This is a genomic window from Herpetosiphon llansteffanensis (genome assembly GCF_003205875.1).
Lineage (GTDB): Bacteria > Chloroflexota > Chloroflexia > Chloroflexales > Herpetosiphonaceae > Herpetosiphon > Herpetosiphon llansteffanensis.
Map to the genome: position 1 here is coordinate 21,516 of NZ_PUBZ01000054.1, position 20,799 is coordinate 42,314.

General features: G+C 51.0%; 21 protein-coding genes. 1 reads left to right on the forward strand and 20 read right to left on the reverse strand.

The genetic code is table 11. The features are described 5' to 3' along the window. Positions 1–13 precede the first annotated feature (13 nt). From rlmD to C5S61_RS03310, 8 genes are all read right to left on the reverse strand, one after another. Complete coding sequence (gene rlmD / locus C5S61_RS03275; protein ID WP_164689202.1) at positions 14–1,285, reverse strand: 23S rRNA (uracil(1939)-C(5))-methyltransferase RlmD; 1,272 nt, start codon at positions 1,283–1,285, stop codon at positions 14–16. Between the two features lie 16 nt (positions 1,286–1,301). Next, positions 1,302–2,378 carry a site-2 protease family protein gene (locus C5S61_RS03280; protein ID WP_124033371.1) on the reverse strand — a complete coding sequence of 359 codons (1,077 nt, stop codon included), beginning with the start codon at positions 2,376–2,378 and terminating at the stop codon, positions 1,302–1,304. An 8-nt stretch (positions 2,379–2,386) separates the two neighbouring features. Then, complete coding sequence (locus tag C5S61_RS03285) at positions 2,387–2,938, reverse strand: GNAT family N-acetyltransferase (protein WP_110513685.1); 552 nt, start codon at positions 2,936–2,938, stop codon at positions 2,387–2,389. Positions 2,939–2,971: 33 nt separating this feature from the next. Further along, positions 2,972–3,472 carry a vitamin K epoxide reductase family protein gene (locus tag C5S61_RS03290; protein ID WP_110513686.1) on the reverse strand — a complete coding sequence of 167 codons (501 nt, stop codon included), beginning with the start codon at positions 3,470–3,472 and terminating at the stop codon, positions 2,972–2,974. Positions 3,473–3,488: 16 nt separating this feature from the next. Further along, complete coding sequence (locus C5S61_RS03295) at positions 3,489–4,229, reverse strand: DsbA family protein (RefSeq protein ID WP_110513687.1); 741 nt, start codon at positions 4,227–4,229, stop codon at positions 3,489–3,491. An 87-nt stretch (positions 4,230–4,316) separates the two neighbouring features. Continuing rightward, on the reverse strand, positions 4,317–5,804 hold the full coding sequence (locus C5S61_RS03300) for a phytoene desaturase family protein (RefSeq protein ID WP_110513688.1): 1,488 nt from the start codon (positions 5,802–5,804) through the stop codon (positions 4,317–4,319). A 197-nt stretch (positions 5,805–6,001) separates the two neighbouring features. Then, the gene (locus C5S61_RS03305; RefSeq protein WP_110513790.1) at positions 6,002–6,970 is read right to left on the reverse strand and encodes a helix-turn-helix transcriptional regulator; all 969 of its coding nucleotides are present in this window, start codon (positions 6,968–6,970) and stop codon (positions 6,002–6,004) included. A 78-nt stretch (positions 6,971–7,048) separates the two neighbouring features. After that, positions 7,049–7,240 (reverse strand): hypothetical protein, encoded by a 192-nt coding sequence (locus C5S61_RS03310; protein WP_110513689.1) that lies wholly within the window; start codon positions 7,238–7,240, stop codon positions 7,049–7,051. A gap of 207 nt (positions 7,241–7,447) precedes the next feature. On the opposite strand from C5S61_RS03310, the gene hutI reads away from it, so the two are divergent. Further along, positions 7,448–8,731, forward strand: a complete 1,284-nt coding sequence (gene hutI / locus C5S61_RS03315; protein WP_110513690.1) for an imidazolonepropionase — start codon at positions 7,448–7,450, stop codon at positions 8,729–8,731. Here the strand turns inward: hutI and C5S61_RS03320 are convergent. The 12 genes from C5S61_RS03320 to C5S61_RS03375 all read right to left on the reverse strand — a co-directional run bounded on the left by C5S61_RS03320 (position 8,682) and on the right by C5S61_RS03375 (position 20,707). Then, positions 8,682–11,039: a histidine kinase N-terminal 7TM domain-containing protein gene (locus tag C5S61_RS03320; protein ID WP_110513691.1), complete on the reverse strand. Its 2,358-nt coding sequence runs from the start codon at positions 11,037–11,039 to the stop codon at positions 8,682–8,684. The genes hutI and C5S61_RS03320 overlap by 50 nt on opposite strands. A 13-nt stretch (positions 11,040–11,052) precedes the next feature. After that, positions 11,053–12,120: an adenylate/guanylate cyclase domain-containing protein gene (locus C5S61_RS03325; protein ID WP_110513692.1), complete on the reverse strand. Its 1,068-nt coding sequence runs from the start codon at positions 12,118–12,120 to the stop codon at positions 11,053–11,055. Further along, entirely contained in the window at positions 12,117–12,488 is a 372-nt protein-coding gene (locus C5S61_RS03330) for a response regulator (protein WP_110513693.1), read from the reverse strand. The genes C5S61_RS03325 and C5S61_RS03330 overlap by 4 nt, the downstream gene beginning before the upstream one ends. A gap of 97 nt (positions 12,489–12,585) precedes the next feature. Beyond that, positions 12,586–13,893, reverse strand: coding sequence for a bifunctional folylpolyglutamate synthase/dihydrofolate synthase (locus C5S61_RS03335; protein ID WP_110513694.1), 1,308 nt, complete (start codon positions 13,891–13,893; stop codon positions 12,586–12,588). A 527-nt stretch (positions 13,894–14,420) separates the two neighbouring features. Then, the gene (locus C5S61_RS03340; protein WP_110513695.1) at positions 14,421–16,175 is read right to left on the reverse strand and encodes a GAF domain-containing sensor histidine kinase; all 1,755 of its coding nucleotides are present in this window, start codon (positions 16,173–16,175) and stop codon (positions 14,421–14,423) included. A 30-nt stretch (positions 16,176–16,205) separates the two neighbouring features. Continuing rightward, positions 16,206–16,817: an RNA polymerase sigma factor gene (locus tag C5S61_RS03345; protein WP_164689203.1), complete on the reverse strand. Its 612-nt coding sequence runs from the start codon at positions 16,815–16,817 to the stop codon at positions 16,206–16,208. Between the two features lie 77 nt (positions 16,818–16,894). Further along, positions 16,895–17,311, reverse strand: coding sequence for a type II toxin-antitoxin system death-on-curing family toxin (locus C5S61_RS03350; RefSeq protein WP_110513697.1), 417 nt, complete (start codon positions 17,309–17,311; stop codon positions 16,895–16,897). Continuing rightward, entirely contained in the window at positions 17,308–17,706 is a 399-nt protein-coding gene (locus C5S61_RS03355) for a type II toxin-antitoxin system death-on-curing family toxin (RefSeq protein ID WP_110513698.1), read from the reverse strand. Before C5S61_RS03355 ends, C5S61_RS03350 begins: the two co-directional genes overlap by 4 nt. Beyond that, on the reverse strand, positions 17,703–17,915 hold the full coding sequence (locus tag C5S61_RS03360; RefSeq protein ID WP_054535317.1) for a hypothetical protein: 213 nt from the start codon (positions 17,913–17,915) through the stop codon (positions 17,703–17,705). The genes C5S61_RS03355 and C5S61_RS03360 overlap by 4 nt, the downstream gene beginning before the upstream one ends. 142 nt (positions 17,916–18,057) lie before the next feature. After that, on the reverse strand, positions 18,058–18,672 hold the full coding sequence (locus tag C5S61_RS03365; protein ID WP_110513699.1) for an anthranilate synthase component II: 615 nt from the start codon (positions 18,670–18,672) through the stop codon (positions 18,058–18,060). 21 nt (positions 18,673–18,693) lie between these two features. Further along, a complete protein-coding gene (locus tag C5S61_RS03370) occupies positions 18,694–19,524 on the reverse strand; it encodes a universal stress protein (protein WP_110513700.1) in 831 nt (276 codons plus the stop codon). Between the two features lie 7 nt (positions 19,525–19,531). Further along, entirely contained in the window at positions 19,532–20,707 is a 1,176-nt protein-coding gene (locus C5S61_RS03375) for a hypothetical protein (protein ID WP_110513701.1), read from the reverse strand. Positions 20,708–20,799: the final 92 nt, after the last annotated feature.

Genomic DNA, 20,799 nt, shown 5'->3' on the forward strand with positions numbered 1-20,799 from the left:
TGGGGTGAGGAAATCAAGCTTTACTTAGCAACACCAAACTCTCAACATGGCTGGTTTGCGGAAAGAAATCGTAGGGCTGCGCATGTTGAATGCTATAGCCACCAGCCTGCAAAATTTTAATATCCCTCGCCAACGTACCAGGATGACACGAAACATAGGCGATCATAGTTGGTTCGGCAGCAATTAATGCATTTAATGCTACTGGTTCAACTCCACGGCGCGGCGGGTCAACAATTGCCAAATCAAATTGTTGCTTGAGTTGCGGCAAAATTGCCTCAACCTTGCCAGTTTTCAAAGTCACATTGTTAAGTTGATTGGCTTTGGCGCTGGCCTGAGCATCGCGAATCGCCGCCGGATGTTCTTCGATGCCCCAGCCATGGCCAATTTTATGCGCCAAGGGCAACAAAAAGGTGCCAACTCCACAAAAACCATCAAGCAAGCGCGTTGTATTATTCAAGGGCAAAAATTGCTCGATCTGCTGCAAAACTGCTCGCGCCCGCTCAACATTGGCTTGAAAAAAGCTGGTCGGCGTAATCCGTAAGCGCACATTGCCTAATTGTTCATACAAATATTCAGCGCCTGCCAAGGCCATCCAACCCTCGCGCGTAGCAGCAGAAACGCCAGCAATGGTTTTGTCGGCGGCTAGCCAACGCCGTGCCCAACTGCGCCAAGCGCTCTGGCCTTGGCCCAGCAAATGGCCATGAATCGTGCCATCGGTGGTGCTCAAACGCAGGCTAATTTCGCGCAAGCCAACCAAGGGCAACAGCGGTTTCAAGCGCTCAATCGCCGCATTTAAACGCGGATCAATAATCAAACATTGCTCAAATTCGACGATTTGGCGACCGCCAGCAGCATAAAAGCCAACCTGTCGCCCATCGATATGCACCCGTGCCACCGAGCGATAGTGCCATGGCTCAGCAGCAGCAGTCGGAGCAACTTCGGCCTGATCGGTTTGGGCCACAAAGCGCAATTGCTCGGCCAAAATTATTTGTTTGGCTTGGCGCTGGCTTTCAATTGTTTGATGTTGCCAATCGCAGCCGCCGCAGCGCTGATAAACTGGACATGGCGGAGTAACCCGTTCGGCAGCAGGATTGCTTGGTGCATCGAGCAACACGCCGCGGGCCCAGCCATTACGCCGCTCGGTTAGCCGCACCCGCACCTGTTCACCGGGCAAGGCCGCCGCCACAAAGACTGGTCGGCCTTCATAACGGCCAACCCCGTCGCCACCTTGAGCCAAGCCATCTATTGTGGTTGCCAGCTCCCGTGGCCATTCAAAATCACTCATTTGATTTCCCATAGCATTAGTTCTTGATTTTGAGCGCACTCTGCACGAAGGCCACAACATCACGATGGCGCACAATCCCCACCACCGCATCGCCATCGGTCACAGGCAGGCTATCGTAGCGTTGGCCAAGCATCGTGTAGTAGGCAGTTTGCATACTATCGCCCACGTTAAGCCGCGGCAAATCGGCCTTGGGAGTCATGGCATCGCCCACCGAGACACTGCGCCACTCGCCCATGGCATAGCGGTACAAATGTTGGACGCTGATCATGCCAATCAGGCGTTCGGAGTGAACGACCGGAAAAGCAGGCTCTGCTTGGCCCAACAAATATTGGCCAGCAAACAAATCGAGGGTCAGATGCGGCGAAACTGTGCGAAAACTACGACTCATAACTTCGCCAACTAGGGCGCGGCTCAGCGTATAGTTGAGGGTTGTTTGCACAAAATTGCTCACCGCAGCTCGATTGGTCATCCAGCCCATCAGCAAGAGCAAGCTGCCGGTCAGGGCATTGCTCAAAAGGGTTACAACCCCAACCACCATCAAACCATTGCCAAGGTAGCGGCCAATCGTGCTGGCCAGCAGCGTACCACGCAGCAAATCATCATTCAAAAACCAAAAGATCGAGCGCAACACGCGCCCGCCATCGAGCGGGTGACAGGGCAGCAAATTAAACACTGCCAGCAAGCCGTTAATAATGGCGATTGTTGCCCAAAAATTGGCCCAAACCCCGTGCGAAAACCATGAGCCAAGAAATGCCAGCACAGCCAACGCCACGTTGACCAACGGGCCAATCAAGGCAATCTTAAATTCGCTTTGCGGCAAATCAACATCATCGGCCAACTCGGTTAGGCCGCCAGTTAAAAACAAAGTAATTGCGGTAACTCGCAAGCCTAACCGCCGCGCCATCAGCGCATGGCCAACTTCGTGCAGCACAATCGAGCACAACAACAGTAATGTGCCAAACAAGGCCAGCGGTAAGCCCGATTGCCCATTAAGCGCAAACATTTGCTGGAAGCTATAGATGCTCAGGCCTGCTAAAACCAGCCAGCTCAGATGCAGTTTAATCGGGATACCGCTTACATTACCGATGCGCATGCTCCACACTAGGCTGCCTCCGTTTCCTCGTTGCCACGCAATTGATCGACCAATTCGTTGATTTCGGCGCTATAATCTTGTTCGCACTCTGGCCGATCGCGCTTCCAAATGACACTATTGGTCACTTTGAAGCCATAACGGCCATACAAACGCATTGCGCCTTTATTGGCTTGGCGCACATCAAGCTGCACGGTTTGGCAGCCTTTGCCCTCTGCTCGTTGGCAAGCATAATCGAGCAATTTAGTGCCAATGCCTTGGGCGCGGGCCTCTGGCACAAGGTAGAAATCTTCTAAATAGGCATATGGGGCCGCAGCCCACGTCGAAAGCCGATAATTAATCTGAATACAACCCACAACTTCATCCTCGTTGGGGCCACGTTCAGCAATCACAAAATCGCTAAATCCAGTGGTCAGCATCGCCCGAATCACGTCTTCGATCGCTGCCAAATCGGGCGGAGTTGCGCCTTCTTCAGTAGCCAAAGCCGAAACGAGGGGAGCGAGCAAAGCAGCATCTTCAGGGTGACACAAACGCACGCTAAAGATCGATTCAAAATGCGCCATAAACGCTGGTCCTTACTTTAAGAATAATCTGTATTATACCGCAGTCGCGTTGGCCGTTTCGAGTGGCTCCGCATTGGTTGCACGCCGAGCTTGCCACCAATCAAAGCTAGCTAAAGCCCAAAAGAGCAGCGAAACCACTGCCGAGATAATGCACCATTGACACCATTCGTACAGTACCCAAGCCTCAATCGCCGTAAAATAGGCTGAAAAAGCCAAAGCCACACTAGCTAAACCTAAATTGATCGTTGGCAGGCTAAAGCGCCCAAGTTGGTTGCGTTGCAGGCTCAGCACGCTGAGCACAACCAAAATTAAAAAGCCAACAAAGCCAATGTAGGCCACGGGAATGCCATTGCTTGGCGGAAAAACGCTATATTTGCTTGCTTGCACGGCTTCGCAATTGCCAACCACACCACAAACCAATGGCGCACTTTGGGTCGGGCGCAAACGGTGAATCGATAAGTAGCTCGCATTAATCAAGCCGCCAAGCGCCAAAAAAGCCATGGCCATGCGCGGCCAATATGGACGCTCGTCCATCTTAAGCCTCCAAGGTTTAGGGTGTAACCCCTAATTTCGCATCAATTGCAGTTTTGATGTCAGTGTAATAATTACCGACGAACGTAATCCGATCATCATTGATAAAGACAGTTGGGGTCTGATCGAGGCCAAGGCTTTTGGCTGAATCGTACGAGGCATCGATCGTTGCCTTGTGGGTTTCAGCATCCATACAATCTTCCAAGGTATCAAGGTCGGCTCCAGCCTGAACCGCCGCATCAAGAATCAGTGGATTTGGGTTATCAAGGTTTGTCCACTGGATTTGGCTATCGTAAAGCGCCATATGCACTGGCCAATAGACATTTTGGTCGCCAGCACAGCGGCTTACTTCAGCAGTATATTGGGCCGATTTATGAATACTGCGCAATGGAAATTCGCGATAAATCCATTGCACTTTGCCAGTTTCAATATATTCAGCATCAAAATTGGCATTGGCCAAGTCAACCTCAAGCTGGCGACAGCCAGGGCATTCAAAATCAGCAAATTCAATAATTTTTACTGGCGCTTTTGGATCGCCTTTATACCAGTAGCCTTCTGAGGTTTGGCCTACCGCAGCCTTGATGTTGGGCCGAACTGGAATGCTGGCACTTGGCGGCGCAACTGGTGTTTGCAGCGCTTGAATAAACACAAAGGTTAGGCCAACAATGCCAGTCAAGCCAAGCAGCAAATAAAATGGCAACAGCGAGCGTTTCTCTTGCACGCGCTGGCGGCCTTGGCGAGATTTGGGTGTATTGCTCATGCAATCGATCCTTTCATACAAACAGCGAACTTCTGGCAACCAAGCTGTGCCACTTTGCATCGTAGCGAGCTTTGGTCACGCTGCCTATCAGAAAATAGTCCCATGTTTGGCCTTCTCAGCAAGCCCTAATCTTTGCATTGCCCAACGCGCCCCAGCCTTGCCCGAAAGCAACACCAGCGGAATCCCACCGCCAGGATGGGTCGCACCACCAACTAAGGCCACGTTATCGAACCCTGCTGGTTGGTTGGCTGGACGCAAAAAGGCTGCTTGCAAGCCATGCGAAGCTGGCCCATACAACGAGCCACGTCGCGCATTGGTCATGCTGGCTAAATCGGCGGGCGTGAGCATGGTTTCACTAATAATTGCCTGATTCAGCCCAACCAAGCCATGCTGTTCCAAACGCCGCACGACTAAATCGCGATAGGCCATTGCCTCACGTGGCCAATTGACCCGCCCCGTAACTGGCGCATTGACCAAGACAAATAAATTCATCATGCCAGCAGGTGCATGCTCAGGGTTGGCACGACAAGTTGCGGCAATATAGATGGTTGGATCGACTGCTGGCACGCCATGCTCAAAAATTGCCCGAAATTCGGCTGCGTAATCGTTGCTGAAGAAAATATTATGGTGCTGCAATTGGGCATAATCGCGCTCAACTCCCAACATCAACACAAAGCCCGAACACGCTAATTCATGGTCGGGCGCTTTGGTGGTTGGAATCAGCTGATCGAGCGCATACAGGGCATCTGCATTCACAATCACATAATCGGCGTTGATTGTGCGGCCATCAGCCAAGCGCACACCAGTCGCAGTTTTGCCTGTCAGCAAGACCTCAGTGACGGTGCTATTCAACTGAATATCAACCCCGATCTCGCCAGCAATTCTGCCGAGCGTGGCCGCTAGTTGATACATGCCACCATCGATATACCAGCCGCCTTGCGCAATTTCAACATAGGGAATAATGCAAAAGGTTGCTGGCGAACGATAGGGCGACGAGCCATTATAGGTTGCATAGCGATTGAACAATTGGCGCAGATAGGGGTGTTTGAAATACTTGCGCACTGCTTGATCAACAGTTTTTAATGGGGCAATTTTCCAAACATCGCGCAGCAAACGTGGTTGCAGCATTGTGCGTAAGCCCTTAAATGGCTCAAGCAAAAATGGCTCAGCTGCTGCCTGATAAATTTGGGCGCTAAATGCCATAAAGCCCAAAAATCCCGCCACATCGCTTGGCTCCAAGCGTTCAATCTCGCTCAACAATTTGGGCAAATCGCTCCAGGCATCGAGGCGCGTGCCATCGGGCCATTGATAGCGACAGGTTGGATCGACAGGCTTGATGGTTAATTCGTTGGCAAGCTCGCGCCCAACGCTGGCGAGCAATTCTTCGACCACCCAGGGCATGGTAAACAGCGATGGCCCTGTATCGAAGCGAAAGCCATTGTGCACAACTTGGGCCATTTTGCCGCCAAGGGCGTTGTTTTTTTCGCAGAGCGTCACCGCAACACCAGCCGCTCGCAGGCGTAACGCTGCTGCCAAACCACCCAAACCACCGCCAACAATTACCACATGCTGCATGCAATCATCCTTGAATTAACGCCTGATACCGTGCAATCGTATGCTATTGTACCGCGTGTTGCTGAGCGTGTGCCAACAGATCGCTTAACCGATGGTTAGGATTTTTTGACCAATGGCAGGATCAATGAAAATCATCAATAAAACCAAAAACCCCTCGCCGCGTACGGAAGAGGGGCCAACATCAGGCACTACGGTAGTTATTGATATTGCTGGACCATACGTTGGGCATGCTCGGCAACTTCGGCGCGTAGGTCGGCTGGCGCAAGCACTTCAACATCAGCGCCCCAACCAAGCACCCACGAACGCATTTCGCGCGTGCCAGCAAGCTTCATCGAAAGCTCACAACCACCGTCGGGCAGGTCGATGACAGCTTGCGAACGATGCCACGTACTTTCTTTGACCCGCCGTGCCACAACCGCACTGAAGCGTAAGCGCACCGTAACCGTATTGCCCTCATCCATAATGCCCCAGCTATCGGCGAGCATCGAATAAGGGTCAAAATCGGTTGGAATCACATATTCAGTATCGAGAATTTCGGCGCGTTGCACCCGTTCGAGCTTAAAGGTGCGTAACGCGTTACGCAACGGATCATGGCCAATCACATATGAGGCTGGCTCAAAGCGCGATACTTCGAGCACATACGGCGCAACAGTACGCTCCTCTGGCTCATCGCGGTTCGAGGCCCAATACGAAAATTTAACCATGCGCCGATCAGCCCAAGCTCTGGTAAAGGTTTCAAGCACCAAAATATATTCGCGCCGCGTTGGTCGCAGCTGAATTTGGGCCGCAACATTGCTCAGATGTTTGGCAATTGTTTCGTCGGGCAGTGAGGCGGCAATTTTCTCAAGCGCTGCAACCACGTGCGGGTTTTGCTCATCGCTATGGTGGGCCAGCAAACGCGCCGCAAAAAATAACGAAATCGTTTGATTTAAATTCAAGCGCACAGTCGAAAGATAATCTTCGCGATTAATTCCAAACTTGCCCTCGAATTGCCACATGGGCACACCCATGTCTTCAAGCGCCCCCAAATCGCGGTAGATGGTGCGCCGATCCATGCCCGTGGCCTCGGCCAAATCCATCACGCGCAAGCCTTGGGGATTATTATAGAGTTTGCGTTCGATCCAGCGTAAACGTGCTGCTTTACTGGCTAAACGTTCATCGCTCATAGCACCCTCAAGCATAAGCGCTGCTCAAAAAAGAAGCACGGCAAAGGCCGTGCCAGCAGCAAGCTTCGAATGTGTCGGCTAGAACACATTTAATACAGCTAGCACGACCATAATTGCCAACAACCCACCGCCCATCAAAATGATCCGTACAAGATCGTGGCGGATGAAGATGTATTCCAAATCAGGGTTGATGCCAGTTGAGGTTGATTGTTTGATGTTGCGAATTGGTGATCGTCGGCGCGCCCGCGTCGAACGGCGTTGGATTGTCATGAGCGTGTATCCTCCTTGTTTGTCAAACTATTATAGCAGATAAGCCGCTGCTTTCAGCTGCCTACAACGACCTTGAATTGATCCGAATTCACAGGATACGGAATGGTAGCGCTCGATAAAACATCACAGAATGTAATCAAAAACTCAGCAGGCCAAGCGCTATAGTAGAATACAGCAGTTATGATTGCTTTAACTCAAGGAGGAGTTATGCCCCACGCTGATCAATTAATTATTAATATAGGCCGCTTGGCAACTGGCCAGCAAGCACCGTTGCGCGGCCCCAACTTGGCCCAACTAACCTGTATCGATCAGGCGGCCATCGCTGTGCAAGCTGGCACAATCGTCGCCATTGGCCGCCAAGCAGAACTCAGTGCTTGGACCGCCGATCAGGTAATCGATGCTCAGGGCTATTTGGCAATTCCTGGCTTTGTCGACCCGCACACGCACGCCTGCTATGCTGGAGATCGCGCTCATGAGTTCGAACTGCGCATCAAAGGCGCAAGCTATAGCGAGTTGATGGCAGCAGGCGGCGGCATTATGTCAACAGTTCGCGCAACGCGGGCAGCCAGCAAAGCCGAATTAGTCGCCCAAACTCGGCCACGGCTCGATCAATTATTGGCCCATGGCACAACCACGGTCGAAATCAAAACTGGCTACGGCCTTGATACCGCCACTGAATTAACCATGCTCGAAGCCATCGCTGAACTGGCCCAAACCCACCCGATTGGCATCGTGCCTACTTTTATGGGCGCACACGCGATTCCCGCCGAATACCGCGATAATCCTGACGGCTTTGTAAGCTTGGTTGTTGAGGAGATGTTGCCTGCAGTAGCGGCGTGGTGGCAGCAGCAAACCATCTGGCACGAGCCGTTGGCCTGCGATATTTTCTGCGAAAACGGCGCGTTTTCGGTGGCCCAAAGCCAACGCATTTTGCTCAAGGCCAAAGAATTAGGCTTTCGCTTGAAGCTGCACGTCGATGAGTTTGAGCCATTGGGTGGTACGCCGCTGGCCGTCGAACTTGGCGCACTCTCGGTTGATCACTTGGTTGCTACGCCGCCAGAACATATCGCGATTCTCGCCAACTCGGAGACTGTTGGTGTTTCGTTGCCTGGCACGCCGTTTGGCTTAGGCAAAAGCCAATTCAGCCCCGCCCGCAGCCTGATCGAAGCCAACGGCATTTTGGCCTTGGCCACCGATTGCAATCCAGGCACTAGCCCCTGCGAATCGATGCCGATGGCAATTGCAATTGGCTGCCGCTACTTGCGGCTCACGCCAGCAGAAGCCTTGAATGCAGCAACCGTCAACTCAGCCTTTGCGATTCGCCAACACAAGCGAGTTGGCAGCTTAGCGGTAGGTATGCAGGCCGATATTGCCTTGCTCAATCTGCCCGACGAGCGCCATATTGGCTATAAATTCGGCACCAATCCGGTTGTAATGGTGATTAAAGCAGGTACGGTGGTGCATCAAAACCAACTTCACGCTGATCGCTAAGCGGCTGCTCGATCCAAGGCAATTTGACGGTAAAGGTCGAGCCATGGCCCCACTCGCTACTCACCTCAATATCGCCGCCCATTAATTTGCACAGATTGCGACTAATGGCCAAGCCCAGCCCAGTACCGCCATATTTGCGCGTTGTTGAGGCATCGGCTTGGCTAAAATTTTGAAAAAGATTGGCCACTTGATCATGGGTCATGCCAATGCCGGTATCGCAAACCCGAATTTGCAAACAAGCTGGGTCATCGGTCTCATCCAAAAACAGCGAGAGCGAAATTGTGCCATGCTCGGTGAACTTCGCTGCATTACCCAGCAAATTAATCAACACCCGCCGCAGCTTCGAAAGATCAGTCCAAAACATCAAATTATGGTAGGTTTGGTCGATCAGCAGGCTATTTTTGTTGCGATCAATCAAGGGGCGGATGGTGGTTACCACATCATTCAACAAAATGCTGACCCGCGTTTGCTCCCAATAAACTGGCATTTTGCCAGCCTCAATTTTCGAGAGATCAAGCACATCGTTGATCAAGCCCAACAAATGCGAGCCAGCAGAACGAATCCGATCCAAATCTTCGAGATACACCTGATGGTTGGAATCGATCAAATCTTCGCGCATTACATCGGCGTAGCCAATAATCGCGGTCAGCGGCGTGCGCAACTCGTGGCTCATATTGGCCAAAAACTGGCTCTTGGTTTGGCTGGCGGCTTCGGCTGCATCTTTGGCGCGGCTCAATTCGTGGTTCAGCTGTTGCTGGGTTTGGTAGACATGGGCATTGCCAATCGCATACGAAATTTGGGCTGTCGCAGCTTCCATTAATTCGGCGTGTTCTTGGCCAAAATGATCAACCTGCGAGTGCAAGAGCATCAAGATGCCCAGAATTCCGCTTGTGCCAAAAATTGGTAAGGCCAAGACCGAACGGGCATCGTAGGGCGCGTTTGGTAAATGCAGCCAGCGCTCATCAGTGTGGGTATCTTTGATCAAGGCCAGTTGGTTGTGAGCTACAATCCAGCCCGCTAAGCCTTGGCGCATCACGCGGCCAACCAAATTTTGCTGCTCAATCAAGGTAGCTTTTTCGCGCGCCAAAATGCTATGCGTCACCATTTGATATTGGTCGAGCAAAAAGATGCTGCCCTGCTCAGCCGTCGTTAGGTGCAAAGCCACATCCAGCGTGCTTTGCAAGGTCTGGTCAAGGTCAATTTGGGCGCTGGTGGCGCGCGCAACCTCGACCAAGCCAGCAAACAAATTGCGTTGCGAGCGCAGCAAATCTTCATATTGGTGGCGCTCGGTAATATCGCGCAGCAACAATAAATGGCCAAGATAGCGATTGCGGTCGCTCAACGGTGAGAGCTGCACATCGAGAATCAGCTTCTTGTCGGCGTGCATTAATGACTGTTCCCAGCGCAAATGCTGATCAGGGTCGTCAGCAGTTGGCGCAGCAAGCAAGCCTAAAATAGCAATTTCTGCCGATTGGCCAATCTGATCTGCTGGCCGCAGATCCAGTAAGTGGCCAGCGGTGGCGTTCATATCCATCACGCGGCGCTTAGCATCAAGAAAAATTACCCCCTCGCTGAGATTTTCCATCAAAATATGCCGCGCAATCGGAATTGTATCGAACAAACGATAGCGCAACGCGCCCCAAGCAAGGGCAACAGTGCTAATCACAAAGCCAAACGGAGTTAAATCGAGATACGGAAAAGGCCGATAGCCCAAAATATGAAAAGCATTGGTTACCCAAGGCGCAACTGCGCTTAAAATCAAAGCAATAATTTGATTTTGATATAAGGAAGAAGAAAGAACTAAAGCTTGCAGCAAAATCAATGTTCCTGCTGCCATAAACACATACGAATAGGCGGTATGCACCCAAAACCATGGCCCATAATAGGTTTGGAGCATGGTATAGTTGTGATACATGGCAATTTCAGTATTTGTCCAAATCAAATGATGCCATTCATTCGTCCAGACCAAAATAATCGTAATAACTGGAATAATCAGCGCATATAAAAAGCTACGCTTGGTAACAAAACGTTCTTGGCCGGTATAATACAACGCATACGCCACCCAAGCCACAGGTGGCGTAGTAATACCTAAATATTGAGTTTTCGCAAAAATAACTTTGGTAGCTAAATCAACACTGACCAATTCCCATCCATAACCCAATGTCCAAAAAGCAACAGTAAACGCTAAAAGAGCAAACGGCCACATTTGTGCAACAAAGCGGCGACGTGAGACAATAATAGCAATTGCAAACGAAACGCTGCTTGCAATTAATGTAGGAAATGTATACGATGGAATTTGCCAATGCATAACAGTACCTAGCCTAGTGATGACGGTGGCGATTCAGGATATAGGTAGTGCGCGTGCCAAGATGCTTCATTTCAACCCCATGGCGCGGCTGCAAACTCAAGTGTTCATGATCGTGTAACAGCGCATAGGTTTCGGCGCTCACTTGAATCGTATTGGGTTGGGCGCTACTTTCCATGCGGCTGGCAATATTGACTGTATCGCCCCACAAATCGTAGCTAAATTTGATCGTGCCAATCACCCCAGCAACCACTGGCCCGCTATGAATGCCGATGCGCATTTGCAATGGCTCGCCGTTGGGCATGCGAATTTGCTCAATCGCCGCCAGCATCGCCGTAGCAAACAAGGCCAAGCGTTCTGCATGGTCTGGTTGGGCAATTGGCAAGCCCGCCGCAACCATATAGGCATCGCCGATGGTTTTGATTTTCTCCAAGCCAGCATCAAGCGTCATCTGATCAAACAGCGAAAACAAACTATTGAGCCAAGCAACGAGTTCTTTGGCGTTGGTATGGCCTGAGAGTTGAGTAAAACCCACAATATCAGCAAAGAGCACGCTAACACTGCTAAAATATTCGGCGATATTCGCTTGTTGATCTTTAAGCTGGTCGGCGATAGTTTGCGGCAGAATATTACGCAAGAGGCGGGTCGATTGAGCTTGTTCTAAAGCAATCGCTTGCAGATAGGCATGTTCTTGGTCGTGCAGGCGCTTTTTCTCCAACGAGGCTTCAATCCGTGCGCGCAGCAAGGTTGTATTAAATGGTTTGGCCAAATAATCTTCTGCTCCTAGCTGAATTCCTTTGACGACATTTTCCATATCATCGGCGGCTGAAACAATAATAACTGGAATATGGCGTAGCTGATCATTCTTTTTTAAGGTTTGTAAGACCTCAAAACCATTCATTACAGGCATCATAATATCAAGTAACATCAGATCAATCACATGGCTTTGAACATAATCAAGTGCTTGCTGACCGTTCTCAGCAAGCACTACTCCATAATTGCGACGCACTAATTGGCGTTGTAAAAGAAAGCGGTTATCTTCGCTATCATCAACAACCAGAATACGGGGTTGGATTGCGGTCATAGTGGCGTATCCTTGACTAAGGCTTGAATTTTACTAACCAGGCTAGTAAAGTCAACTGGCTTAATCTCATATTCGTTGCAACCTGCTTCCAAACAACGCTCGCGATCGCCGGCCATGGCATGGGCCGTCAAGCCAATAATTGGAATCTGGCTGACCACAGGATTGGCCTTAATCGTGCGGGTCGCTGTCCAACCATCAACATTCGGCAAGCTCATGTCCATCAGAATAATATCGGGCATTAAGCTTTCAACCATATCGATCGCCTCTTGACCATCGACAGCGATTGAAACCGTAAAATCGCGGCGTTCAAGCCGGCGCTTCAGCATATCGCGATTCATTTCATGGTCTTCGACAAGTAGAATATGCATACAAACACTCCAATGCTCGTTGCTCCATGCCGAATCGCGAGGCTTCTCTGCTGTTGCTAGTGTCGCGATTGGGCATTACGAGTCAGTTTACGATCGGCTAATCGGGCTGGGCTAGGCCATAGACTTCGCGGGCTTCGGCAGCTACAAAGAGCGATCCGGTTACACAAATAAGGCCATCGACGGTGGTGAGTTGTTGAGCCAGCGTTAAGGCCTCGGCAACGCTGTTGGTCTGATGGACAGGGCGAGCAGCTGTTGGCTGAATCATCTCAGCCAAGCGTTCGGGCGCTAAAGCCCGTGGATGCCGTGAACAGGTAGTGATGATCTGGGTTGCGGCATTGCTCAGTTGCTGAATAATTGCCTGAATATCTTTGTCGCTTGATGTTCCTAAGACTAAGGTGAGTTGGCGTTTTGGGTAGTGTTGCTTGAGCGCTTGCAACAAGACGCGGGCCGAATCGCCGTTATGTGCGCCATCGACAATCGTCACGGGATTGTTGGCAATTTGCTCAAAGCGGGCGGGCCATTGGGTTGTAGCCAAGCCCTGGCGAATCGCATCGTCGCTGATGGGGAAACCAAGTTCGCGCAAGAGCATCGCGGCGCTGGCAGCAAGTTGGGCATTTTGCATCTGAAAATCACCCTTCAAGCCAAGCTGATCGGGCACGATAACCAAAGGATATTCGGCAATCACGCCTGATGCTTGTTCCTGCAAGCCCGCCATTCCAGCGATAAACAACGGAGCCGCTTGCTCAGCAGCAATTTGGCCAATCACCTCAGCCGCTTCGGCCTGTTGCACGGTGCTAATCACTGGCACATGCTGCTTAATAATACCAGCCTTTTCATAGGCAATTTTGGCCAGCGTATCGCCGAGAATCGCCGTGTGATCATAACTAATCGAGGCAATCGCACTCAACACCGGATCAACGCTGTTGATCGCATCATAGCGCCCACCCAAGCCAATTTCAAGTACCGCTAATTCAATTGCCTGTGCAGCAAAGTAGTACAAGCCGAGCACCACGCCAATCTCATAGGTAGTAGGTGCACCAAGCTCAGGGTCAAGCTGCTCAAGGAGCGGTTGCACTTGGTTAATTAGCTCGACCAACTGGGTTTGGCTAATTGGCTCGCGATTGATTTGGATGCGTTCGCGATACGAGTGCAAGTGCGGCGAGCTAAAAAAGCCAACCTTGAGGCCGCTGTGACGCGCAATCGACTCTAAGAAAGCGCAAGTCGAGCCTTTGCCCTTGGTTCCAGCCACAATTACGGCAGGATAGCGCAACTGTGGATTGTCTAAAAGTGCCAGCATCGCCTTGACTCGTGGCAAATTAAACTCGGTTGGGTTTTTGGGTAATTTCTTCTCACTATCGAGGAAACTATAAATCCAATCTAAAGCATCTTGATAGGTTTGCAGCATTGAGGTGCGCTCCGTCTAAACCAAATGATGCTTAGTGTACAACCAATAGCATAGAATAAGGATGAGGGATGAGGGATGAATGCCGAAAGTCAAAAAAGGGATGAAGGATGAGGGATGAATGCCGAAAGTCAAAAATCAGAAGTCAAACAAAGAACAAAGAGCATAGAACATAGAACATAGCATTAGGAAATCAGAGGTCGAGGGCTGGGGATCAGGCTATCGGCATTTCAGAATAATCACAACAATCTGTGCCAATCTGTGGCCAACGGAAAGGATGAAGGATGAGGGATGAAGGATGAAGTCAAACGAGGGGTCAGGGGCTGGGGATTAGGTTATGGGCTAGAGGAATACAATCCCAATAATCTGTGCCAATCTGTGGCACAAAAATACATGCTTCGTGGAATTCGTGCAATTCGTGGCTAAAACGTTCTGCGCGGTTCCAATCCCCGAACCCCAACAACCGATCCCCACACTTTAAAATACAAAACCCCTCAACCAACCTAAGTCGAGGGGTCAGAACAACAATCCTAGATACTGCTCGCATCGAGCGGCACGATGACGCGGACGGTCGTGCCTGCGCCAACGGCAGAGGTCATTTCGGCGCTACCACCAACCATGCGCGCTCGTTCATCGATATTGAGCAAGCCAAACGAGCCACGTTTGCTATAGTTGGCGCGCACCGCTTGCAAATCGAAGCCTTTGCCATCATCCTGAACCGTCGCCATCAACTCATCACCTTGGCGAGTCAAGCGAATCCAAATATGCTTGGCTTCGGCGTGCTTCATGGCATTATTGCTGGCCTCTTGAATGATATTAAACAAGGTGCCTTCGCGTTTGGCATCAAGCCGCAAATCGCCAACGGTTTCTTCGAGCAAAACTTGGGTTGGGCCATCTTTGAAGCGGGTAACATACTCGCGCAAGGTTGCAACCAGCCCTTGGCTATCGAGCGTCAATGGGCGCAACTCAAACAACAGCGTCCGAATATCGTAGGTGGTACGCCGCGCCAATTCGCCCATTTTGGTCAACTCTTGCATCACGCGGCTTGGTTCGCGCTCCAACAAACGCTTTACAAACTCGATGTTCATGGTGATTGCGGCGACCGATTGGGCCGGGCCATCGTGCAAATCGCGAGCCAATTGCTGGCGCACTTCTTCTTCTTTGCTAATCAGCTTGGTGCGTTCATCGCGCAACTCGCCAACCAACTGGGCGTTGAGCATGGCAATAATTGCATAATTGGCCAAGGCCGAAACCATGCCAAGTTCATCTTCGTTAATTTCGGTGCGATCAACCCCAACCACGACAATGCCATAATTGCGGCGGCCAGCGCTCAACGGCACACAGCACACACAAGCACAATGTTGCATCGAAGGCACGCTGCTGAGCGCATGCGATTGACTCAGATCGGTCAAAATGCGCGGCGTGCCAGAGGCCAAAATCGAAGCCATAATGCCAGTTGGCTCAATCCCAATCCGCAAATTGAGATCGCCAGAACCAACGCCAACCCCAGCTGCCACATACAACTCATCAGGCTCGCCAGTGGGCAAGAGCACCACGCTGCTACGACCATTGATTAGGCGAATCGATTCGGTGACGGTGGCATCGAGCACGGTTTGAAAATTCATGGTCGTGCTGAGTTTGTAGGCCACTTCGTACAACGAGCGCATGCGGTCGCGATACGATTCTGCGTCACGTTGCGCAGTATCAACATCGCGGCGGGCAGCAATCACATGTTCGCGATTGATTTCGCTGGATTGGCCAGAAAGCGTGCTGACCAACCACGATACCAAAATCAAGGCCGTACAATTGACCGCAATGCTGACAAACATTTCTTCGCTGCCAACATTGCTGGTATCGCCAAAGCGCCGTCGCAAGGTAATTGATGCAAACACAACGGCGGCAATCACGCCTGTGCCAACCGCTTGGGCTGGCGAGCGATTAGTCGAAGCCCAAACCGTGGGCAACATAATCAGCGCCACGATCAAGGTTAATGGCAGGCCGCTAAATAAGGCAAAAAGCCCAATAAAGCCAAAATCGATAATGAAGAGCCACGAGGGCAGGTTGCGAAAGCGCGGCACAAAGGCCAAGCCAGCCATCGCCAAGCCATAGAGCGCATAGACCCACCAAGTGAGGGCAAAAGTGGTGGTTGGTGGCACAACCGTATGTTGGTCGATGCGTGCGCCAACGACCAAAATCAAGCCAAGGCTAATCAACCGCACCAAGCTAAAAAGTGGATCACCGGACATTAATAGTCGTGGTGTAATGCGTGGGACGGAGATAGACATCGTTGAATCTTCCTCGGCACTAACTACTATCTAGAAGGAAATTCCGTCAATCAGTGGTTCGCCCTCGATTACAGCCTGATGCAGCTGCTCTTTGAGAATTTTACGGGCGTAAAATAGCCGCGATTTAATTGTTCCCTCGGGGCATTCGAGAATTTCGGCAATCTCCGTCAGTGAATAATCATGGAAATAGTGTAAAACTAAAACTGCGCGATGCTGTGGCGAAAGGCGCTCTAAGGTTTGGCGCACGACATCTTGCATCTCGCGGCGCTCAGCTACCACATCGGGCGCAGAACGCGAACTGGCCTTCAAACGCTCGGCCAATTGATGAAATGGCTCGTACCACGGGCGTTGACGCTTGATGCGGCTATAGCATAAGTTAACCGTCACCCGATAGAGCCAGGGCGCAAGTGGCATGCTGCCATCAAGCTTTTTGGCATGGCGATACAACCGATAGAAACAATCTTGCAACACTTCTTCGGCGAGTTGCTGATCGCGGGTAATGCCCAAGGCTGTCTGGAACAATTGTTGGCGATAGCGATCAAACAATTGTTGCAGCGCAAGCATATCGTTGTTGGCGGTAATTGCCTCCAACAAAACAGCATCACTTCGCTCTGATTGTGGTTGATCGTCAGCGATTGCCATTTGGGTATTCTTTCTAAATGGTTGTGTGGGTAAATGTGGGCGCTTGTGGCCCATTATACCACAGCCATTTTGGCTTTCTAGCCTTGATTTTGGCCAATTGGGCGCGAATGTTGGGCCAACCAACTACTTGCGGTCTCATAATCTTGGCGGTGCATCGCCAAAGCTGTAGTAAATTTATCGGCTTCGGCGGCATCGACCTGCAATTCATAGCCATTCAAGGCCAAAAATCGCGCGGTTATCGCCAGAGCGATGCGTTTATTGCCATCCCAAAATGGGTGGTTGCGCACCAAGCCAGCCAACAACATGCCAGCTTTAGCGCACAAACTTGGAAAAAGCTCCTCGCCAAACATCGATTGAAACGGCGTGGCCAAGGCCGAAAGCAATTGTTGAAAGCGCAAAACGTCGAAACTCTCGCCGTGTTCTTCAGCAATCGCATCGCGAATGCGCAAGGCCTCTTCTAAACTAATATATTGAACATTGACTTCTTCGCTCATAACTGCTCACAACGTTGCTCAATCCACACGGCCTGCTGTTCGCGATCCATGCCGCGTTCTGCCGCCACCAATAAAATCCAATCGTACAGGCTATCGTCGTCTGGGGTGTTGAAGGCATAACCGTTGCGAGCCAAAAATTCAATCATCGCCAGCAAGGCTGTACGTTTGTTGCCATCGCTAAAACAGTGGCCATGTGCCAGCGCATCAAACAGCGCAGCGGCTTTGCTAAATGTATCAGGATACAGATCTTCGCCAAACATGGTTTGTTGCGGCACAGCCAAAGCCGTTGCTAGCTTCTCGAAGCCTTGCTCGGTAATGCCATGAATGCCGCCAATATGCTGAATAACCATGGCTTGCAGCATAAAAGCATCAGTCAGGCCAAGATATTGGGTCACAGCAGCCTCCGCAAGGTTTCGGCATATTGGGCCATGGCTTTGCGCACCCGTGGCACAAGCTGTGGATCGACCTCGGGCAGTGCTTGCAGCGAAAGGTAGCCTTCAGCATCAAGCTCGACGGCCAATAAAATCGTGGTTTGTTGGCTAGCTTGCAGCCATTCGGCTAAATTGGCGGGCACTTCTTCTGGTTTTAAGGTTAATTGTTGCATGGTGCGAAACTCAATTCAAATTATGGCTATTGGCTTTTGGCTATTGGCTTTGGTCTATTGGCTATTGGCTATTGGCTATTGGCTATTGGCGTTTGGTCCTATTCCCGATAGCCTATAGCCTGAAGCCTATAGCCTTTATGTTCTATGCTCTATGTTCTATGCTCTTGCTTTCAACCAATTCTGGCTTGGGAATGCTCAGGAAGTTGGCAAGCAAGGCTTTGCCATGCTCAGTCATAATCGATTCGGGGTGGAATTGCACGCCCTCGATTGGCAAGCTACGGTGGCGCAAACCCATAATTAAGCCATCATCGCTCCAGGCGGTTGCCTCAAGATCGCTGGGCAAACTTGCTTCTTCGACAATCAACGAGTGATAGCGAGTGGCGGTGAATGGCGATGGCACGCCAGCGAAAATCCCAACATTCAAATGGGTAATCGGCGAGGTTTTGCCGTGACGCAACTGGGGAGCGCGAATCACTCGCCCGCCAAAAGCTGCGCCAATTGATTGATGGCCCAAGCAAACGCCCAAAATCGGATATTCCATGCACAATTCGCGAATCAGCGGCACACTAATGCCCGCTTCGGCAGGTGTACACGGCCCAGGCGAAATTACAATGCGGTCGATTGTTTCCATGCTGCGAATGTCATCGACCTCAATTTCATCGTTGCGCTTAACCACAACCTCGGCCCCAAGTTCGCAGAGATATTGATACAAATTATAGGTAAAGGAATCGTAGTTATCGAGTAGCAAGACGGCCATGGCACACTCCTTGATCATGGTTTAGAAATCGCTGGTATTTTGTACAAGTAAAACAGGAATTGGGCTATTAAACAAGATCTCGGCGCTGACATCTTCGAGCAACACTCGATCAAGCGGCGTGCGCGCGCGATGTGCGCCAATCACCAACAGATCATAGCCGCCGGTTTTAATCTCTGCTTGAATTTCTTCGAGCACCATGCCCGCACGAATCCGCACGCTGGTTGCCACGCCGCGCTCGGTCAAAATCGTTTTGGCGGCAGCAATATTGCGTGCAACTTCACCCTGTTTTTCCATCACCAAATCGGCCAAGCGCTCAGGGTCGCGCTCTTCTGGCTTGTAGGTCAGCGACAATTGCGAAACAATGTGCAAAATCGTGACCTGTCCGCCGAGCGGCCCGATAATTGAGGCCGTCATTTGGGCATCGTGCAGGGTTGCTGGCCCACCTGCGGCACAGACTAAAGCGCGGCGCAGTTCATTAGGTCGGCCTTGCATCAACAACATCGAGCAGGTTAAGCGGCGCGCCAACGAGCCGATGGCCGATTGACCAAGCCAACGTCGCCAACCTTCCTTGCGCAACGGCCCAAAAGCCACCAAATCGGGCTGACTAGCGCGGGTTTCGAGCACAATCGCCCGTTCTGGGGTTGCACCGCGCATGGTTCTGGTTGGCGCATGGTCGCTTTGCAACAATTGCTCAGCGTTAAAAAAATACATTTCGGCTTCATCTTGATGCGCTTCGTCAACCAAAAAGGTGGTGTTGACATGGGATTGGCGGGCCAGTGGCGCAAGATAGGCCACCATGCGCCGCGCCGCCGAAGAGCCATCAAGGTAAATCATTAAATTAAAAGGCTTCATATTGATCCTAGATAAATAACAGCAGAATCGGAGTCACGACCATCACCACCATAAATGTCACCAACATCGGCGTGTCGTTGACCACCCGATCAAGCAAGCGCAAAATTAACCGCTCATACGGGCGATAGAGGAACAGCAGAATAATTAATGAAATCACACTAATGCTGATAATTTCGGCCAGCACCACTGTAAAAGCAAATGGATCTTTGATCAACAATGAGGCCACCAGCGTATCAATAAAGGTGGTGATGTTGGCTCCCATAATGTAGGGCAAGGTATTTTCGCGCCGAATAAAGCCGCGCGCCGAAAGTGGCACCAAAATCGAGAGCGAAACCGAAACCGATAAAGTTAATGAGGTGACGAACGCACCCAGCAAAAACATTGCCCAAGGCCGATAAATCAAACCGCCGATGCGGCCAAAGGCATTATGTTCAGCATCAACTTGCGGCAGCGCTTTATCCAAGAGGTTGAAGGCAAAGAGCAGCGTGCTAACCCCAATAATAAAAATGATCACGCTGGTTGCTGGCAGCACGCCACTGGTTGCGGGAGTTGCGCCAAAAATATTGATAATCCCGCCATCAATTGTACGCAGCAGCCAAGCCACAATCGGATCAAACACCTGCTCGACAAAATCGAAAATCGCCGAGGGCAAGGCAATGCGCACTTGGTCGAGGCCGCTATCGGTCAGCAGCCAATAGCCAATCGCCAATGCAGGAATATAGGTGGTGGCCGTCACGCTCAGCGCCAGCACGCCAATCGAGAGCGAGGCGGCTTTTTCACGGCCCCGCAAAAAGTAGATGAAGCCAATCACCAGCACAATAAATGAGGCCCCAAGCCGCGAACCAGTAATCATGGTAAAGGCTTGCAGCGGATCGATGACTTTGCTGTCGAGAAACGAAAGCGCAATCCCCGCTACTGGCGAGCCGCTCAACACGCCATAAGCAAACAGCCAGCCAAAGCCCAGCGTATTGAGCGCATTTTCAATGCCCAACGTTTTGGTGAGAAACGGCCCCAGCCCGCCTGCACCTTTACTTAACAGCCGCAAAGCCAAAATAAAGAAGAACAGGCCAATCACCACAAATCCCAATTTCATCAAGCGCCGCAACCAACGATTGCGTTGCAACAATGAGCGCGTGGCCGGACTATCCACGCCAAGCGCTTGCTCCGACTGGTGTTCGCTCATGCAATGCCTCCCAAAGCACCAGAGAATCAGATCAAAGTATACAAGCAAAAATCATATAGAACATAGAGCAAAGAACATAGAACATAGCGAAA

Excerpts from the sequence above, each read along its gene's own strand:
- C5S61_RS03310 (WP_110513689.1), bottom strand. The coding sequence starts at position 7,240 with ATGACAATCCAACGCCGTTCGACGCGGGCGCGCCGACGATCACCAATT.
- rlmD (WP_164689202.1), bottom strand. The coding sequence starts at position 1,285 with ATGAGTGATTTTGAATGGCCACGGGAGCTGGCAACCACAATAGATGGC.
- C5S61_RS03285 (WP_110513685.1), bottom strand. The coding sequence starts at position 2,938 with ATGGCGCATTTTGAATCGATCTTTAGCGTGCGTTTGTGTCACCCTGAA.
- hutI (WP_110513690.1), top strand. The coding sequence starts at position 7,448 with ATGCCCCACGCTGATCAATTAATTATTAATATAGGCCGCTTGGCAACT.
- C5S61_RS03370 (WP_110513700.1), bottom strand. The coding sequence starts at position 19,524 with ATGAAGCCTTTTAATTTAATGATTTACCTTGATGGCTCTTCGGCGGCG.
- C5S61_RS03320 (WP_110513691.1), bottom strand. The coding sequence starts at position 11,039 with ATGCATTGGCAAATTCCATCGTATACATTTCCTACATTAATTGCAAGC.
- C5S61_RS03365 (WP_110513699.1), bottom strand. The coding sequence starts at position 18,672 with ATGGCCGTCTTGCTACTCGATAACTACGATTCCTTTACCTATAATTTG.
- C5S61_RS03375 (WP_110513701.1), bottom strand. The coding sequence starts at position 20,707 with ATGAGCGAACACCAGTCGGAGCAAGCGCTTGGCGTGGATAGTCCGGCC.
- C5S61_RS03325 (WP_110513692.1), bottom strand. The coding sequence starts at position 12,120 with ATGACCGCAATCCAACCCCGTATTCTGGTTGTTGATGATAGCGAAGAT.
- C5S61_RS03300 (WP_110513688.1), bottom strand. The coding sequence starts at position 5,804 with ATGCAGCATGTGGTAATTGTTGGCGGTGGTTTGGGTGGTTTGGCAGCA.
- C5S61_RS03345 (WP_164689203.1), bottom strand. The coding sequence starts at position 16,817 with ATGGCAATCGCTGACGATCAACCACAATCAGAGCGAAGTGATGCTGTT.
- C5S61_RS03330 (WP_110513693.1), bottom strand. The coding sequence starts at position 12,488 with ATGCATATTCTACTTGTCGAAGACCATGAAATGAATCGCGATATGCTG.
- C5S61_RS03305 (WP_110513790.1), bottom strand. The coding sequence starts at position 6,970 with ATGAGCGATGAACGTTTAGCCAGTAAAGCAGCACGTTTACGCTGGATC.
- C5S61_RS03340 (WP_110513695.1), bottom strand. The coding sequence starts at position 16,175 with ATGTCTATCTCCGTCCCACGCATTACACCACGACTATTAATGTCCGGT.
- C5S61_RS03335 (WP_110513694.1), bottom strand. The coding sequence starts at position 13,893 with ATGCTGCAAACCTATCAAGATGCTTTAGATTGGATTTATAGTTTCCTC.
- C5S61_RS03290 (WP_110513686.1), bottom strand. The coding sequence starts at position 3,472 with ATGGACGAGCGTCCATATTGGCCGCGCATGGCCATGGCTTTTTTGGCG.
- C5S61_RS03280 (WP_124033371.1), bottom strand. The coding sequence starts at position 2,378 with ATGCGCATCGGTAATGTAAGCGGTATCCCGATTAAACTGCATCTGAGC.
- C5S61_RS03295 (WP_110513687.1), bottom strand. The coding sequence starts at position 4,229 with ATGAGCAATACACCCAAATCTCGCCAAGGCCGCCAGCGCGTGCAAGAG.
- C5S61_RS03360 (WP_054535317.1), bottom strand. The coding sequence starts at position 17,915 with ATGCAACAATTAACCTTAAAACCAGAAGAAGTGCCCGCCAATTTAGCC.
- C5S61_RS03350 (WP_110513697.1), bottom strand. The coding sequence starts at position 17,311 with ATGAGCGAAGAAGTCAATGTTCAATATATTAGTTTAGAAGAGGCCTTG.